A 17787-nucleotide genomic window follows, 5' to 3' on the forward strand; every position below is an offset into this window, starting at 1 on the left:
GATGAAGCAACAACCAATGATGGAAGACTTGCCGTCAATGGCAATTCGCCGACCTGTTTTAATTGTGGTGTTGAACTTATTGATCATTATTGCGGGTATTGCTGCGATTGCTGGCGTAGAAGTACGAGAGCTTCCAGATGTAGACAGGCCACGCATTACGGTGTCAGCGTCGTTTCCGGGTGGTTCACCTGAAACAGTTGATACCGAAGTAACAAGTAAACTTGAAGGTGCAGTCGCACGTGTAAGTGGGGTAAAGTCGATTCGCGCGCAAAGTGAAGAAAACAACGCACGTATCGTGGTCGAATTTCGCCCGGGTGTTAACTTAGATGATGCTGCAAACGAAACGCGTGAATCGGTTGCACGGGTACAACGCGAACTTCCCGAAGAAGTTGAACGGGTATCAATTATTAAGGCCGACAACGACGCTGAAGCGGTTGTGTCACTAACTGTTTCGAGTGATACATTATCTCTTGAAGCACTGACCGAACGCGTTGATGTAGACTTAGCCCCGCAATTTTTAACCATTCCCGGTGTGGCTGATGTACGTTTAAATGGTGACCGTGAACGAGTTTTAAGGGTTAGAATCGATCCCCTTAAATTAAGCAGCTTTAATCTCACTGTGCCCGACATTGCTAATGTATTACGCCAAGCGCCGTTTGATGTTCCGGCAGGGAGTTTAAAGTCGAGCGATCAACAAGTCATCGTCCGTGCTGATGCCACTTCAATTTCAGCAGAACAAGTCGCAGATATTATTGTTCGTGATGACACGCGTATCGGCGATGTCGCCGCTGTGTATTTTGGCCCTGCAGATCCTCGTTCGTTCGTAAGATTAAATGGCACACCTGTTATTGGCATGGAGATTATTCGTCAAGCCCAGTCGAACACCATTGAAATTTCAGATGAAGTATTAACACTGATTGAAAAAATGCGTGTGCGATTCCCCGAAATGGAATTTACGCTCACCTCCGACGACGCACAGTTTATTCGCAGCTCAGTAGACGAAGTAATCAACTCGTTGTTACTCACCGTGTTGCTAGTTGTTATAACGCTGTGGGTGTTTATTGGCTCTTGGCGCGCAACACTGGTGCCTGCTTTTGCGATTCCCGTTGCTTTAATTGGATCGCTCGCGCTGATATGGGCGTTGGGTTTCTCAATCAACATATTAACGTTACTGGCTTTAGTATTAGCGACAGGTTTAATTGTTGATGATGCGATTGTGGTGAGTGAAAATATTCAACGTCAACGCGGCCTAGGACTTGGGCGGCGAGCCGCTGCGGTAATTGGTACTCGCGAAGTATTTTTTGCGGTGGTGGCCACCACGGCTGTATTGGCCGCAGTATTTGTACCTATTGCGTTTTTACCATCAACAGCGGGGCGGTTGTTTCGTGAATTTGGTGGAGTGCTCGCGGGCGCAGTGATTATCTCTAGTTTTGTCGCATTGTCTTTAGTCCCTGCATTAACCTCTAAACTTAAATTAAAGCAAGGGGGATTTCATCCATTTGCAAAACTTGGGCATGGCTTAGCGGCTGTTTATAAACGCACGATTCATGGTGTATTAGACCATGCATGGATTACATTTTTTGTGTGCTTAATTGTCGCTGCGGGCTCAGGTGCACTGTATATGAACCTTGATAACGAATTATTGCCCACAGAAGACAGAGGCAAAATTCGAATTTTTGCGCGTGGCCCCGACGGGGTCGGCCTTAACTTTATGGATAGGCAAGCCGTGCAAATGGAAGATATATTACTGCCTTTTGTAGAAAGTGGCGAAATTGAGTCAATATATACCGTTGTTGGGCAATGGGATCCCAATATTGTATTCATTACCGTGCCTTTAAAGCATTGGGATGAGCGTCACTTTAGTCAGCAAGAAATCATTAATAAAATACGTGGACCGCTGGGTAATATTCCTGGTGCAGCTGGTTACCCTGGTGGTTCAAACAGTCTAAATTTGCGTGGTCAAGGGGGTGGCATTGAGCTGGCGCTGCTTGGCCAAGATTATTTAGAAATATTTAAAGCAGCGCAGGCATTCTCAGCTGAAATAGAAAACGCAATTCCAGAGGTTGCGCCAGTGAGAATTTCGTACCAACCGTCGCAGCCACAGTTACGGGTTAATATAGACAGACGCCGTGCAGAGGAGCTTGGTGTGTCTTTAAGTGATATTTCAATCACGTTAAGAGCGGCGATAAATGGTGATGATATTGCTGATTTAAACATTGGTGATCAATCAATTCCTATTATGTTGCAGGCACAAAATCAAACCATTACTAATCCAAATGATCTGGCCAACTTATACGTTGGGGCGCGAGATGGTCAGCTTGTGCCGCTCAGCAGTGTTGCAACGATTACTGAAGAAGGCGTGGCAGCTGAGCTTGAGCGCCACGCACAGCGTCGTGCAATTGAGCTAAGTATGGAACTACCCGAAAATGTCACTATCGCTGAATTGGTCACCAAAATTCGTGACATCTCCGAGACTAACTTACCGAATGGTATTAGCCTTGCCTTTAAAGGCGAAGCACTTACATTTGAAGAAACCGCTAATGAAGTACTGTTAACCTACGTATTGGCTTTTTTAATTGTTTTACTCGTGCTCGCGGCACAATTTGAAAGCGTAAACAGTGCGATTGTGGTTATGATCACGGTGCCTTTTGGTATCACGTCGGCTATTTTGGCTTTGTATTTAACGGGTACGTCATTAAATATTTACTCGCAGATAGGCTTAGTTATGTTGATTGGCTTAATTGCTAAGAATGCGATACTGCTGGTGGAGTTTGCTGACCAATTACGTGACCAAGGTCGCTCAGTGAGGGTCGCTGTTGAAGAAGCTGCGTTAGTTCGTTTACGCCCGATTGCTATGACGTTGGTATCTACCTTACTGGGTGCGTTGCCGCTTATTTTGTCGACAGGAGCTGGTGCCGAAGCGCGTAATGCCATTGGATGGGTGGTGTTTGGTGGTTTAGCCTTAGCGGTATTATTCACGCTTTATTTAACCCCCGTTATTTACCTTGGTTTAGCACGTTTTACCAAACCTCGTGGTGATGAGTCTAAACACCTTGCCGATGAGTTAGAAAACGCTTAATCGACCTTAATTGGCTATTTTTCTTTGAAAAAATAGCCAATTACCTCCACAATCAATAAAAACACCCAATCTAGGTATGCGTATGCAAGCCGAACACATCGATATTGCACAATTTTTAAGTGATCATGCTCCATTTGATGACTTACCAGAAGAGGCAATAAATAAATTAGCGTCGCAAATTGAAATTGCTTATTTTCGTGCTGGCACCGAGATATTAAATTACGGTGACGACATAGCCGATTTATATGTTATTCGTACCGGTGCCGTGGAAATGTATCGCCGTGATGGTGAATTATATAACCGCTTAACGGTGGGGGGCATATTTGGCCAAATGGGTTTGCTAATGAATCGTAAAGTACGTTTTCCGGCAAAAGCACTCGAAGACACACTTGTTTATTGCATTAATGTGGAGTTGTTTAACCAGTATTGCGACGAATACGAGCCATTTGCAGATTTCTTTGAGGCTGATGGTAATGTACGTTTGCACCAAGCTATCGTCGAGCAAGCCGATAGCAATGATTTAACTACCGCAAAAGTAAAGTCATTACTGCACAGAGATGTGGTCACGGTCGCAAAAGATGCAACAGTTCAGTTTGTTGCGCAGTTGATGACACAAGAGTCGGTGTCGTCAGTATTGGTTACTGATGCTGATAAACCCATTAGCGATGACCCTGATGATGACGATGGCCAAGTTGTTGGCATCATAACTGACCGCGATTTACGTTCCAGTGTTATTGCACAAGGATTAAGTTACGAAGCTCATGCTCAGCAAATAATGCAGACTGATCTTGTATTACTCGATAGCAACGCCTACGTGTTTGAAGCCGTACTAGCGATGCTCAGAGATAATATTCATCACTTACCCGTTGTTATTAAGAAAAAACCCATTGGGGTTATTTCGTTATCAGATATTTTGCGCTATGAATCGCAAAGTAGTTTATTACTGGTGCGTGGCATTCTTGCTCAGCAATCTGTTGAAGACTTAGCTTATTATGCGCGCCAGTTGCCTAATGTATTTGTGCGAATGGTTAATGAAGATGCGAATTCTCATATGATTGGCACTGCCATGGCGGTGATAGGGCGAACATTTAAACAGCGTCTACTCGATTTAGCCGAAGAAAAGTTTGGTCCGCCTCCTGTGCCTTATTGCTTCATTGCACTGGGGTCAATGGCAAGGGATGAGCAATTAATCGTTACAGATCAAGACAACGCCATTATTCTAGACAATAGTTTTGATGAATCTCTACATGATGAATATTTTCAAAAACTTGCTGACTTTGTCTGTGATGGCTTGGCTGAGTGTGGTTATAAGTACTGCGATGGTGAAATTATGGCGTCATTTAAAAAATGGCGTTTAACGCGGGAGCAGTGGCAAGAACAATTTGCTAGTTGGATAGCAGAGCCAAAACCACAAGCATTATTGCACAGTTCAATATTTTTTGATCTTGATGGTGTTTACGGCAAAACCAAATGGGCAGAGGAACTAAAACGGTTTATTGCTAAAGAAGGGCGCAGCAATAAGCGTTTCTTAGCGAATATGGCAGCTAACGCACGTAATAGAACGCCTCCACTGGGCTTTTTTAAAGACTTTGTATTAGAGCATAATGGTCAACATAAACGCTCAATGAACTTAAAACGTCGTGGCACAGCCCCTTTGTCTGATGTAATCCGTGTGCATGCTTTAGCGATAGGCAGCCGTAAGCAAAACTCATTTGAACGACTTGAAGATATAATTGATGCCAAGTTATTACCAGAAGGAAAAGCGCAAGACTTACGAGATGCCCTTGAATATATCGCCATGATCCGTATCCGTCATCAGGCTTGGCAAATAGAAAAGCTAGATGAAGCGCCCGACAACGATTTAGAGCCACATTTGCTATCGCCTTTTGAACAGCGAAATTTAAAAGAAGCGTTTGCGATTTTAGATAAAGCACAGAACTTCTTAAAATTCCGTTATTCAGCTAATTCAGGTGTGAAGTAATGACCACTAATAGCGCAAAACAAAACTGGCCTGCGCGTTATAAAGCGCTATCAGCGACGAGTCGTCATCCTTGTATACAACATTTTTATCAAAGTGCGGTAAACGACCTTAATTTACCGATTAGTGAAGTACCCCTCGTAGCGTTAGATTTTGAGACGACCGGTCTAAATTTTGATAAAGACGATATTGTTAGTGTCGGACTGGTGCCGTTCACATCAAAACGAATTTATTGCAAAGACAGTGCACATTGGCTTGTTCAACCAAGGCAAAAGCTCGATGAAGAGTCAATAGTCATTCATGGCATTACACACTCCGAATTAACTGGCGCGCCTGACTTCTCGTCGATAATTGAGCCGTTATTAGCCGCATTAGCTGGTAAAGTGATTGTTGTGCATTTTGCTCCTATTGAACGCCACTTCCTGTATCAAGCGTTAAACGCACGATTAGGTGAAGGTTTAGAGTTTGCAGTAATAGACACCCTAGAACTTGAAAGAAGAGCGCTCAAAGCGAAACAGGGATTAATAGGGCGTTTATTTAACAGTAAATTAGACTCGGTAAGATTAGCTGACTCACGAACTCGTTATTCGTTACCTGCATATCAAAATCATAACGCCTTAACGGATGCAATCGCAACCGCTGAGCTTTTGCAGGCACAATTAGTGTATCATTATCGACCAGACACGCCATTACGAGAGTTACTAATTTAACTAAAGTAATAATTCCCATAATAAAAAAACGCCGCAATTGCGGCGTTTTTTAATACCATATTATCTAGCGAGTTCTTGGCTCTGTTCTAAGCCCAAGCACTAAACTCACACACATAAGTAACAGCACGAATGTAAAAGGTAGACCGGTTGATACTGCACCAGCTTGTAACGCCTCTATGGCTTGTGTTCCACCAATCCATACTAATGCAGCCGCAATTGCGCCTTCAATGGTCGCCCAAAAGATACGTTGCGGTACAGGTGCATCAACCTTACCGCCTGCGGTAATCGAATCGATAACTAATGAGCCAGAATCAGAAGACGTGATAAAGAACACTAACACCAGCACAATAGCAATGAACGACAGCACTTGAGACATAGGTAATGCTTCAAACATTTGGAACATAGCCAGTGGTACATCGGTTAGGCCTTTTTCACCTAGTACACCGACTTTATCAACCACTTGTTCAATTGCGATACCACCATAAATTGACATCCAGAAGATAGTAACAACAGTAGGAACGAGTAATACGGCAATTAAGAACTCGCGAATTGTACGTCCTTCAGATACGCGCGCAATGAACATACCTACAAACGGTGACCATGAAATCCACCAAGCCCAGTAGAATACAGTCCAGCCGTGCATCCATGTTTCGTCTTCACGGCCATGTGGGTTACTCAGTGGAATAATGTTTTCGACATAACCCATCACCGTATTCGGGATATTACCAAAGGCTGCAGCAAAACCAACAATAGCAACAAATACAAGCAGTACAAAGGCAATCACCATATTGATATTACTTAGCAGTTTAACACCACCATCAATACCACGTATGACCGAAATCACCGCAAGCAAGGTAACACCAGTAATAACGCCAATTTGCAAACCGATGCCCGCGTCAGTCCCAAATACATGATTAATACCCGCAGAGGCCTGCTGAGCGCCTAAACCAAGGGAAGTGGCAAGGCCAAATAAGGTCGCAAGCACAGCCAGAATATCAATAAGGTGGCCAGGCCATCCCCATGCTTTATCGCCTAAGATAGGGTAGAAAATTGAGCGAATAGATAAAGGTAAACCTTTGTTATAACAAAAGAACGCTAGTGATAGTGAAACGACTGCATAAATAGCCCACGGGTGAAGGCCCCAGTGAAACATGGTTGCACCCATAGCCATTTTTGCGGCTTCAGGGGTATTTGCTTCAACACCGAGTGGTGTTTCATACCAACCAGTGTAGTAAGCAACCGGTTCAGCAACGCCCCAAAACATTAACCCAATCCCCATACCGGCCGCAAATAACATGGCAAGCCATGAAATACGCGAGTGAGTAGGGCGAGCTTCATTTCCGCCTAAACGAATATTACCGTAAGGTGAAATGATTAATGCAAAGCAAAACAATACGAATAAGTTTGCTGACCACATAAAAAAACCATCAAAATTATTAATAATGTCGTTTTTGATACCGTTAAGGGTTGCTTTTGCAATTTCGGGGTCTGAAATAAGTGTTGCAATTAAAAAGATTGCAATTAAACCTGCACTAATGCCAAAAACAGGGTTGTGAACATCGAACCCCCATTTTTGTACATTGTCTTGGCCGACAGTGTAATCCGTATTGTCGATGCTGTACTTGTCATGATGTTCGCTCATGAATACCTCTTGTTGTAATTTTATCTAGCAGAAAGCTAAATGGCCGGTTGGAACACGTTTGCCCAAAGAATATTTTTACGCAATAAACGTGAAAATAGTTTGAAGACAAATCAATTTAGTACCAAATAGTAGTCTTTAGTGTAGGAGTTAGAGGGAAAATGTAAATGCTTTAGGCGCTAAATAGCCGAATAAAATCAATTTTCTCAGTTTTTTGATGGGTTTTTAAACAAACTTAAGAAGAAAGTAAAAAAGTTTAATGACAGTATTGTTTCAGAACGAACAGATTAATACTAAAGAAGCTGCAAGCTTATGACTTGCAGCTCTCGCTACTATTTTTTATAAGCGTCGTTGTGAACGCCAGCAGCACGACCCGAAGGATCCGCATTATTTTGGAATGATTCATCCCAAGCAAGTGCTTCAGGTGTTGAACATGCAACAGATTTCCCATGAGGAACACACTTTGCTGATGTATCTCCAGGGAAATGATCTTCAAAAATACTGCGATAAAAATACGCTTCTTTTGAATCAGGTGTATTTATAGGGTATTTATATTTTGCGTTGGCAAGTTCTTGATCGCTAACTTGCACGCTCACATATTCTTTAAGGGTATCTATCCAGTTATAACCTACACCATCAGAAAACTGCTCTTTTTGGCGCCATAATACGTCATCAGGTAAGTAACCATCGAATGCTTCGCGAATGATGTGTTTTTCAATTTTACCGTCTTTGCACATTTTGGCTTCTGGGTTAATGCGCATTGCAATATCGACAAACTCTTTATCTAAGAATGGTACGCGAGCTTCAACACCCCATGCCGCCATTGATTTATTCGCACGCAAGCAATCAAACATATTAAGTTTAGAGACTTTACGATTTAGCTCTTCATGAAACTCTTGTGCGTTAGGGGCTTTGTGGAAATACAAGTAGCCACCAAATAATTCATCAGCTCCCTCGCCAGAAAGCACCATTTTAATGCCCATTGCCTTAATTTGACGTGCCATTAAGTACATGGGGGTTGATGCACGGATGGTTGTTACGTCATACGTTTCAATGTGGTAAATGACTTCACGCAGTGCATCAATACCTTCTTGAATGGTAAAGTGAATAGGGTGGTGAATAGTGCCAATCATATCGGCTACTTTTTGTGCTGCCGCTAAATCTGGCGAGCCCTCAAGCCCAACCGAAAAAGAGTGAAGTTTAGGCCACCACGCGTCTGACTCGTCGTTGTCTTCAATACGTTTTGCTGCAAAGCGTTGCGTAATTGCAGAGATAACAGACGAATCTAACCCACCAGAAAGTAATACACCATAGGGCACATCGCACATTAATTGACGTTTAACGGCTGCTTCTAAACCGTTTTTAACATCACTCACTTTTGCATCATTGTTTTTTACCGCGTCATAGCTTTGCCAATCACGTGAATAATAACGACGTAGCTGACCGTCTTTGCTCCATAAAAAATGCCCCGGTGGAAACTCTTCAATATGTTTACAAATTGGCGATAGTGCTTTTAATTCTGACGCAACATAAAAGTTGCCATGTTCGTCATGACCTGTGTAAAGCGGAATAATACCAATGTGGTCTCTACCGATTAGGTAGGCATCTTGCTCTTCATCGTATAAACAAAAAGCAAAAATACCATTTAAATCATCTAAAAACTCAGGCCCCTTTTGTTTGTACAGGGCTAATATAACCTCACAATCAGATTGAGTTTGAAAGGTAAAATCGGTTTCTAAATTTGCCGCTAGTTCTTTATGGTTATAGATTTCACCATTGACAGCGAGAATATGTGTACGCTCTGGATTATAAAGCGGCTGTGCACCACTTGACACACCAACAATGGCAAGTCGTTCATGAACTAAAATTGCTTTCTCTGATGAATACACGCCAGACCAATCGGGTCCGCGGTGCCTTAATAGTTTTGACATCTCAATTGCTTGGCTTCGCAATTGGGCAGGATCAGATTTAATATCTAATACCCCAAAAATTGAACACATAGTGACTCCTCATTCCAATTATGTGCGCAGTTAACAATAATTTTAAAACTGCGAATCTTTGTTTTAACAGAAATAATTACCTAAGTCACACAGGTTTTTTAATTATTTAAGAATAATCTATGCACCGAAAACACAGGCTTTGCACCAGATTGATCCAAAAGCTTTGTATGAACAATAGTGAACGAATTATTTTTAGTAAAAATGAAGAAATTTGATGAAATAAGCGAGGTAAAAATTATTTTTGCTGCACCAATTTGGCGCAGCAAAAACAATTTATTTCACTGTAAACATTGTCTCGAAAAGTAAATACACTCTTGTATAGACAACTTGGTTTAGGGGTTAGTCATTTATTAAACGCCAAACGAGTTTAAACACAGGGCATTTTAGACTGTTAACTTTTGGCATTTTTATACTTTAAAGCAATTGCAAGTTGATTTAGATGAGCAACGAGCTTTTGCTGGGCTGAATGAGCTTGCTCAAGACTAACAAACTCAAAGTGTAAGAAGTCACCGGGTTTAAGCTGAGCAAAATGACGCAAGTCAGCCTCAATAACAGTACCAATTATTGGATATCCACCCGTTGTTTGCGCGTCATTCAGTAAAACAATGGGTTCACCATTAGGTGGTAATTGAATACTTCCGGGCATAACTGCCATTGAGGGCAGCGACAATGAATGCGCTAATTTACACTCATCGCTTAATAATCGTGCGCCCATTCTGTTACTGCTAGGCGAAATATGCCATGAATGCTCTGTAAACTTATCACATGTATTATCAGGTAATATTGAGGCATGCGGACCGGCAAGAATACGAATATGTGTACTCTTTGGCGGTAACATGGCACCTAATCCGATTTTAGTTGCATACTTAGGCGTTATATCGAAACGATCACCCGCCTTTAAAGCATGACCATGCAAGCCACCAAAGCCTGCTGCAATATCAGTTGAGTAAGAGTCTAAAATAGCCGTTGGTAAATGCCAGTCACCACCAATAGCTAAATAGTTTCGAAACCCATGTCGGGCTGCGTTTAGCTTTAGTATATCGCCTTTTTTTATATAAAAACTCCAGCCCGGTTGAACAGCATTACCATTCACAGTGGCTTTCATGTCGGTGCCATGTAAGGCGATGTAATAGTCGTTATCAAACTGTATTTCGGCAAGCCCAAGCGTGATCTCAATCACGGGATGGTTATCGGGGTTGCCAACAAGACGATTAGTGATGATTTGTGCATAAGGGTCAACACACCCTGATTGACCAATGCCTAAATGGCGAGAACCTACGCGGCCTTGATCTTGTATAGACATTTGCATACCGGGCTTGAGTATGGTGATCATTTTAGCACCTCCTGAATAACAAACTCTAACGTATCGCCCGGTGCAATTGCACACGGTGTCTGTGCATTTATATCAAACAGTTTGAAATCTGTATGACCTATTATTTGCCAACCACCTGGAGAGTCTTCGGGGTAGACGCCAGTTTGCTCACCGCCTATAGCAACCGCGCCTTTAGGGACATGAATGCGTGGTTTTTCGTGGCGCGGCGTGTATAACTGGGGGTTTAAGCCTGCTAGGTATGCAAATCCGGGTTGAAAGCCCAAAAACAAAACATGATACGTTGCACTGCTGTGCATTTGAGCCACGTCGTCTACGGTTAAATTATGGTATTTAGCAACCGCTGAAATATCGGGGCCATAATCGCCACCATACACCGTCGCGAGCTTATGATGTGTAGAGGTAAAATCATTGCTTTTAATCTCATGCCAGTGACTAAGTAATGAAGATTGCCACTTAGCAAGTAAAGATGACTCTTTTAAGTAAAGGGTGAGGTTATTATTAGCAGGCACCACATCAATAAAGTCTCCTGAATTTCGACAAAGTTGCGCGAGTGCCCAAATCTTTTTTTGTGTTTCAAGCACATCTTGCCCTGACTGATAGACATCGAAAAAAATGCAATGCGTAGTCAGTGCTGTGATCTGTGGTCGTTGAGTAGAAGCCATTGTATGTCACACTTTTTATTATTTGTTGATGATAATTAGCATATAGGCCCAGTAGTGAAGATGTAAATGAGTCTTTCGCGTTAATTAAAAACTCAACACTGCCAAGCCGTTATAAAATAATGACAACAGCTTGGCAGAGAGTAAAGGAAAAGGCTACTTATTGTTGTTTAGTAACCAGTTAGATAGTAAGCGTACACCGTAGCCAGTACCGCCTTCAGCGAGTTCATCTTTTGCTTTATTGTTAAGTGCGTTACCCGCGATATCGATGTGTACCCAACGTGTGTCACCCGCAAAGTTTTGTAAAAAACTTGCCGCTGTTGTTGCACCAGGACCGTGAGAACCAATATTTTTTAAGTCTGCAATGTCAGATTTTAACGCATCGTCGTAGCCCAGCGGTAAGCGCCAAAGATTTTCGTTTACTTGCTTACCAGCCAGTGTTAATTGCTCAATTAATTGATCGTCTTTTGAGAATACGGCGGCGTATTCGTTGCCAACAGCCCCAATTTTTGAGCCAGTGAGCGTTGCAACATCAATCATAATAGAGGGTTTGAACTTATCGCGTGCATACCACATAGCGTCACTTAATACTAAGCGTCCTTCTGCGTCTGTGTTTACAATCTCAACGCTTAAACCTTCAGCTGTGCGAACAACATCACCCGGTGCAACAGCAAATTGTGAAACCATGTTTGCTGCCATCCCCATGACCGCAACAACATTGGTGTCGGCTTTAGCTAACGCCATTGCTTTTACAGTGCCTAGTACGGCTGCAGCACCCGCCATATCTGATTTCATACGTGCAATTGAAGCGCCAGTTTTAAGGCTATAACCGCCAGAATCAAAGGTAATACCTTTACCTACTAACGCGATAGGTGTGTTTTTATTACCTTGATAATGGGCAACAACAAGGCGTGAACCTTCTTCACTACCACGGCCAACCGCTTCGAGCGCACCCATACCCAGCTTTTTAATTTGTTTAGGTTCTAGAACCGTGATTTTAACACCTAACTTTTTAAGCTCTTTTGCGGCTTTAGCAAAGTCAGCTGGAGTCATCTCTGTCGCTACTTCACTGGTTAAGTCGCGTGCTAAAAATACACCTTGTTCAATATGTTGTAGTAAAGTGTGGTTTTTGACCGCTTGGTCTATATTTTCGACATCGACAGTGTAATTAACTACATGGGTGTCTTTTTCTTTTTTGTATTCTTCAAAACGGTGGTCACGTAGGTTAGCACCATGAGCAAACTCGGCCGCATATTTGGCGTTTGTGTCTGTTTCTTTCAACACCGAAAAATCAAGACTAACCGGAGCTTGTTTCGCACTGTGAAGCTTAGCGTGAACATTACCTCCTAGCTTTGCCATTTTTGCAGCATTGAGTTCTGCTTGCTCACCAAGCCCAACAAGTAAAATACGTTGATGTTCACTGTTGTTTGGAGCAATGACTTCTAATGTTTTTCCGTACTTGGCTTTAAAGTCTGCAAAGTTAACCACTTTATCTAAGTGGGCTTGCGTTTCAGTGCTTAGGTAATTGAAATCAGAAACACCTGTTTTTGAATCAAAAAACAGCACTAATGTGTTGTCAGTTGGTTTAATAGATTGTGCGAAAGTGAACTCTGCTGCATTCACTTGCGTAGCAAGTGTTATACCCAATGCGAGAGCGGTTAGGCTATGTGCAATTCTCATTATTATATCCCAATGTAAAAAGGTGCTTTTTATCTTAAATATACAAAAGAGTTAAATTGTTAGCGGTGAATCACAGCTTAGACGCGTTTAAGGTGAAATGATTTATTAAACTCGCCGGTCTTTTAAATATACAGGCTTTAATGAGGAAATTAGTATGACAATTAAGTCAATGTTACTGATATTACTGACCAGTAGTGCCATGATGACTGCAAGTAAAGTGTATTCACAAGACACTATGCAAAAAGCTACGCAGCATATTGAAACTATTGTACTTGGCTCTGGCTGCTTTTGGGGGGCTGAAAAACGCTACGAAGCACTGGATGGGGTAATTGATGCTGTATCAGGCTATGCAGATGGTGAGGGATTTAAAGCAACGTATAAAAATATTACCCGTCAGTCACGTCGTTTCGACGACAATAACTATGCTGAAGTGGTAAAAGTCACTTATAACAGCAATGAAATAACCACAGAAAGCCTCCTTAAGCACTATTTTGAGAATCACGATCCTACGCAGCTTAATCGGCAAGGTAATGATGTTGGTACGCAGTATCGTTCTACAATTCTTACCAGCAACGAACAGCAGCAACAAACAGCCATTGAATTAAAACAGGCGTACCAAGTAAAGTTAACGGCCGCAGGTTACGGAACAATTGTCACAAAAATTAAGCCGCTCAAGAAATTTTACGCAGCAGAAAATTATCATCAAGATTATTTAAAGAAAAACCCGAATGGGTATTGTCCAGATCATTCAACAGGCGTGGTATTTGATTCAGCCAACAAACCCAACGTTGATAATAGTGCCTTACTGACAAATAAACAGATTGTGGTTATTGATGCGAAAGGGTATTGCCCATACTGTGAAAAGTTCAAAAAAGAAGTTGCCAATAACTACCAAGGTACTATTCCCATGACCTTTCGTTATGCCGATGAGCTCGATGGGCTGACAATTAAGACCCCAACTTGGGCAACGCCAACTTTATTGTTTATAGAAAATGGTGAAGAAGTGTATGGCCGTCAAGGGTATGTAAGTAAAGATGAATTTTACAAAGCGCTCGGTGCGTTTAAGTTGGGTGACAGTGAGGCGTTTAGGGTTGCATTTCATGCTCGTACCGACAGTCCATATTGTAAGCAATATGATATTTTTAAAAATACGCCAGAGGGGGTTTTTATTGATAAACTCAGTGGTGCCCCATTATTTGATACCCGAGACCGCTTTAATTCGGGTACAGGTTGGTTATCGTTTACCCAAGCCGTTAAAGGCAGCGTCACCATGCACGAAGATAACAGTTATGGAATGCAGCGTATTGAATTAAAATCGAAAAGTTCAGGGATCCACTTAGGCCATTTATTCCCAGGTGAAGGCCCACAAGGTAAAGATAGGTATTGTATTAATGCTACGGTGCTTGAATTTATTCCAGCAGAGTAAAATGTCGATACGCTATTAGTTCAAAGTTATTTTTTAGCCTAAGCTTGTATGTATGCCCAAAAAGTGACGTTTGAAATGTGAAAATAAATCTAATAAGTGGTTTGAGTGCTGTTGTAGTAAGCTTATTTTCGTTGCAGTTATTATGCGCAGAAAGAGCCTCGTATGTAGTAGGCGTAGAGAACATTGAATATCTACCTTATTACGAAGGGAGCGATAACAATAACTCACGGTTCACTGGATACAGCGCACAGTTATTAAAATTATTCGGTCGTAAATACGACTATAATATAGTGTTTTACCCAACGCCTCTAAACCGCCTTTATAAAGATTTTATTACGCAAAGTTACCTTGATTTTAAATACCCAGATAACCCGCAATGGCAAAAAAGTTTTAAAGATATCTACACAAAAACCAAGCAAATAGTCTATTCAAAGCCTGTTGTAACAACTGTAACCGGTATTGCGAGTCTTAATCCTGATACACAATTATCTGATTGCACCCGGTTTGGTAAAGTGCGTGGTTTCACCTCACAACGTTTTAAAGCATATTTTGTAAAAGAGGGAATTGCCGTTATCGAAACTGCGGATACAACGGAGCTTATTTCTTTGCTTTTATTGAACCGAATAAATTGTATTTATATCTCGCGGGATGTTCTTAACTATAAATTACGGAAAAAGTTAAATGTAACGACCGATGTCTACTTCCATGAATTGCTCGGTGTAGATGTACAAGACTTTCATGTATCAACGATTAATCATCCAGAGATTATTACTCAGTTTAACCAATTTTTAGCTACGTATAGTGAAGAAATTCAAGAACTGAAAGAGAAATTTAGTATCGGCCAATAGGGGGTTACAGTTTGCTTATTGGTTTATCATGTAAATCAGGCGCGAAAAAAAGCCCGGTCAGAACACACAAGAACCGGGCTTTCGACAACAATTTGGTGGGGTAACTTTACAACGCTAAGTTTTGCTTTGCGCGAGTTAAGTTATGATTTACAAGTTCGTTTTTAGAAATTTGAACTGCTTCATAAAAATCAGAAAGAGCTGCAGTATCGTTTTCTGACATGATGCGTGCAACACCACGATTACTTAATGCAAACGAAGTTAATTCGCGACGTTTGTATCCTGGTACTTTACTTGTACTAAGAAGTGAAATTGCCTCGGTACACAGGCTTTCAGCTTCTGAAAAATTCTTTTCTTTTACGCTCAATGCACAACGGTTGAAAGCATTTTCGTATGTGCTGTTTACGTCGTTTGAAGAGTGAGCTTGCTCGATAACCATCAGTTTATAATCAGCTTGGTTGGCTACTGCCATCGCTGAGCAAGTTAATAAAGAGCTAAGTGCAATAGTGGTTACAAGTGTTTTAAACATGATAGATTTCCTTTGGTTAAGTTGGTGTTTCTTGCCAACGAGTGAACTTTAAAATATTCCTATAAGTTAAACAAACGATTAAATTAAACCTGATAGATGAAGAAATTTAATCTATAGAGTAATTACTCAAAATTAGTGGTTGGCTGAAAAGTAGGGGACTGTGTCTTTTTAATTATTTTTTTAGTAATACCCAAATACTGTTTTTATATACAGTTGTTGTGTGGGCGCTTACATAATCAATAACACGACCTAATGACTCGCTTTTATTAAGTTTAGGTAATGGTTACTGCCAACTTTTAATATATGTGGCAATCAGTTAATAACTTTGTTACTAATAAACTTTGAGAGAAGTGCGGCTTGTGTGGTAAGAAAACGCGCGGTTTGTTGCACAAAAATGTTATGTGCACTGAAGTCAGGAGTTAAAATTGAACTATGAATTTCCAGAGGAACTAGAGTTTTTTGAGAAAGGCTTTGGTTATTCTAGTGAATATGATCAAGATGAAGGGCAATTTTCATTCCTGATGGATTATGAAACTGGTGAGAAATTAATATTTACTCACTCACCGTTTGGTAATAACTCCGTAAGTGTGAAACTTTTTCTGGGTGCGGAGTTGGTATTTCATATTTCCAAAGAACAAGTCACGAATATTGCATTTCAGGCTTGGAGGGGGGAGCAGGTGTTAAGAATATATTTAGCCGAGGACTTTAATGATTTTTTAGTTTACTTTAATCCAAAACCAAGGCTTAAATATTGCGAGCCTAATATGTAATTTTGCATATAACAAACGTATCAACGCAAGGACTAATAAAGCTTGACTTGGTTCGTGCTTCATCAATTTTAGCCAAACATTATTAGCCCATTATGCTAGGCGTTATATAACACTCTGGAATCATTAAAAATGAGTAAAATCTTACTAATAATCGGTATAGCTTTAGCTGTTACAGGCGCACTAATGTTTATTTCTGATTTTTTGCCAGTTGATTTCCTAAATCAGAGCTCAGAAGAAAGCTATCTAAAAATTGAAGCTAGTAATTCATTTTCTTTAAAAAGTTACAGGTTACACTTTTTAGTTGTTGGTATTCTCTTTTTGCTCGCTTATAAATTTAAAAATGTAATTAATTTTTAATGTGTTATAAAACAGTTAATTAAACAATGGACGCAAAAAAAACAAGCTTGCGCTCATTCTCACTTAGTTTAGGCTGCTATTTTTCGCCGTTTATTAAGGCATTAGCGCAATTGGAAGGCATCGTGGAATTTAAAATCACAAAACAAGCTCCTAATGTAGATGAGTTTATACTTCTCAGAAGTAAGGTTGGCTGGATAAATCCAGAGCGAATAATTGTGCAAGAAAGCTTAGATAACTCAATCTTTCATGTTTGTGTTTATGCAGAATCACAACTTGCTGGCTATGGCCGTATAGTGGGTGATGGCTATATGTACTTTTATCTCCAAGACGTGGTTGTCGATCCTACGTATCATAACCAAGGAATAGGAAAATTAGTCATGCAGGAGATAGAGCTATTTCTGAAGAAAAATGCTCATCCTGGAGCAACAATCGCTTTGTTGGCGGCATGCGGTAAAGAAAAGTTTTATTCAAAATTTGGCTACAGTGGTAGAACTGGAAGCCCGCTTGGTTTGGGTATGTGTAAATTTGTAGAATAATTGCCTAGCAAGGCGTTCAATTGGGATAATGGTCTGCGGGAAGTTGGTTTAGGCTGCATTCTCCCTTAATGCGGCGTTAGGTCAAAAAAATTTTTATGGAAACTTACCCAATATAGCCGACTACCTAAAACGTTTTCTCTGGCTTTGAGTCAGTCGAATCTGAGCTGCCACATCTCTGCTCACAATAAGTTATCGTAATTGCATAACGGTTAAATATTAGGTTTAATGGATACATAATAAACGCTG

General features: G+C 41.0%; 14 protein-coding genes. 8 read left to right on the forward strand and 6 right to left on the reverse strand.

All coding sequences use genetic code 11. The features are described 5' to 3' along the window. Position 1 precedes the first annotated feature (1 nt). The 3 genes from D0907_RS07850 to D0907_RS07860 all read left to right on the forward strand — a co-directional run bounded on the left by D0907_RS07850 (position 2) and on the right by D0907_RS07860 (position 5767). Positions 2-3079, forward strand: a complete 3078-nt coding sequence (locus D0907_RS07850) for an efflux RND transporter permease subunit (protein ID WP_081759716.1) — start codon at positions 2-4, stop codon at positions 3077-3079. Between the two features lie 82 nt (positions 3080-3161). Continuing rightward, a complete protein-coding gene (locus tag D0907_RS07855) occupies positions 3162-5060 on the forward strand; it encodes a DUF294 nucleotidyltransferase-like domain-containing protein (RefSeq protein ID WP_118844240.1) in 1899 nt (632 codons plus the stop codon). Continuing rightward, on the forward strand, positions 5060-5767 hold the full coding sequence (locus D0907_RS07860; protein ID WP_118844241.1) for a 3'-5' exonuclease: 708 nt from the start codon (positions 5060-5062) through the stop codon (positions 5765-5767). The genes D0907_RS07855 and D0907_RS07860 overlap by 1 nt, the downstream gene beginning before the upstream one ends. Positions 5768-5831: 64 nt before the next feature. Here the strand turns inward: D0907_RS07860 and D0907_RS07865 are convergent, their stop codons facing one another. The 5 genes from D0907_RS07865 to D0907_RS07885 form a co-directional block, all read right to left on the reverse strand. Further along, complete coding sequence (locus D0907_RS07865; protein WP_065979899.1) at positions 5832-7409, reverse strand: BCCT family transporter; 1578 nt, start codon at positions 7407-7409, stop codon at positions 5832-5834. Between the two features lie 329 nt (positions 7410-7738). Then, positions 7739-9406, reverse strand: a complete 1668-nt coding sequence (gene asnB / locus D0907_RS07870) for an asparagine synthase B (RefSeq protein ID WP_036968523.1) — start codon at positions 9404-9406, stop codon at positions 7739-7741. A 391-nt stretch (positions 9407-9797) separates the two neighbouring features. Then, a complete protein-coding gene (locus D0907_RS07875) occupies positions 9798-10739 on the reverse strand; it encodes a 5-oxoprolinase subunit C family protein (protein WP_118844242.1) in 942 nt (313 codons plus the stop codon). After that, complete coding sequence (gene pxpB / locus D0907_RS07880; RefSeq protein ID WP_118844243.1) at positions 10736-11401, reverse strand: 5-oxoprolinase subunit PxpB; 666 nt, start codon at positions 11399-11401, stop codon at positions 10736-10738. The genes D0907_RS07875 and pxpB overlap by 4 nt, the downstream gene beginning before the upstream one ends. A gap of 153 nt (positions 11402-11554) precedes the next feature. Next, complete coding sequence (locus tag D0907_RS07885) at positions 11555-13078, reverse strand: leucyl aminopeptidase (RefSeq protein ID WP_118844244.1); 1524 nt, start codon at positions 13076-13078, stop codon at positions 11555-11557. A gap of 199 nt (positions 13079-13277) precedes the next feature. On the opposite strand from D0907_RS07885, the gene msrA reads away from it, so the two are divergent. Beyond that, positions 13278-14504: a peptide-methionine (S)-S-oxide reductase MsrA gene (msrA, locus tag D0907_RS07890; protein WP_244223151.1), complete on the forward strand. Its 1227-nt coding sequence runs from the start codon at positions 13278-13280 to the stop codon at positions 14502-14504. Positions 14505-14581: 77 nt separating this feature from the next. After that, on the forward strand, positions 14582-15352 hold the full coding sequence (locus D0907_RS07895; protein ID WP_118844246.1) for a type 2 periplasmic-binding domain-containing protein: 771 nt from the start codon (positions 14582-14584) through the stop codon (positions 15350-15352). 106 nt (positions 15353-15458) lie between these two features. Here D0907_RS07895 and D0907_RS07900 read toward each other — a convergent pair whose 3' ends face one another. Continuing rightward, on the reverse strand, positions 15459-15878 hold the full coding sequence (locus D0907_RS07900) for a hypothetical protein (RefSeq protein ID WP_036968511.1): 420 nt from the start codon (positions 15876-15878) through the stop codon (positions 15459-15461). A 425-nt stretch (positions 15879-16303) separates the two neighbouring features. On the opposite strand from D0907_RS07900, the gene D0907_RS07905 reads away from it, so the two are divergent. The 3 genes from D0907_RS07905 to D0907_RS07915 all read left to right on the forward strand — a co-directional run bounded on the left by D0907_RS07905 (position 16304) and on the right by D0907_RS07915 (position 17541). Next, on the forward strand, positions 16304-16648 hold the full coding sequence (locus D0907_RS07905) for a hypothetical protein (RefSeq protein ID WP_118844247.1): 345 nt from the start codon (positions 16304-16306) through the stop codon (positions 16646-16648). 129 nt (positions 16649-16777) lie between these two features. Further along, positions 16778-17005, forward strand: coding sequence for a hypothetical protein (locus tag D0907_RS07910; RefSeq protein ID WP_118844248.1), 228 nt, complete (start codon positions 16778-16780; stop codon positions 17003-17005). Between the two features lie 26 nt (positions 17006-17031). After that, complete coding sequence (locus D0907_RS07915; RefSeq protein WP_208706592.1) at positions 17032-17541, forward strand: GNAT family N-acetyltransferase; 510 nt, start codon at positions 17032-17034, stop codon at positions 17539-17541. Positions 17542-17787 lie beyond the last annotated feature (246 nt).

The organism is Pseudoalteromonas lipolytica (assembly GCF_003515105.1).
Classification (GTDB): domain Bacteria; phylum Pseudomonadota; class Gammaproteobacteria; order Enterobacterales; family Alteromonadaceae; genus Pseudoalteromonas; species Pseudoalteromonas lipolytica.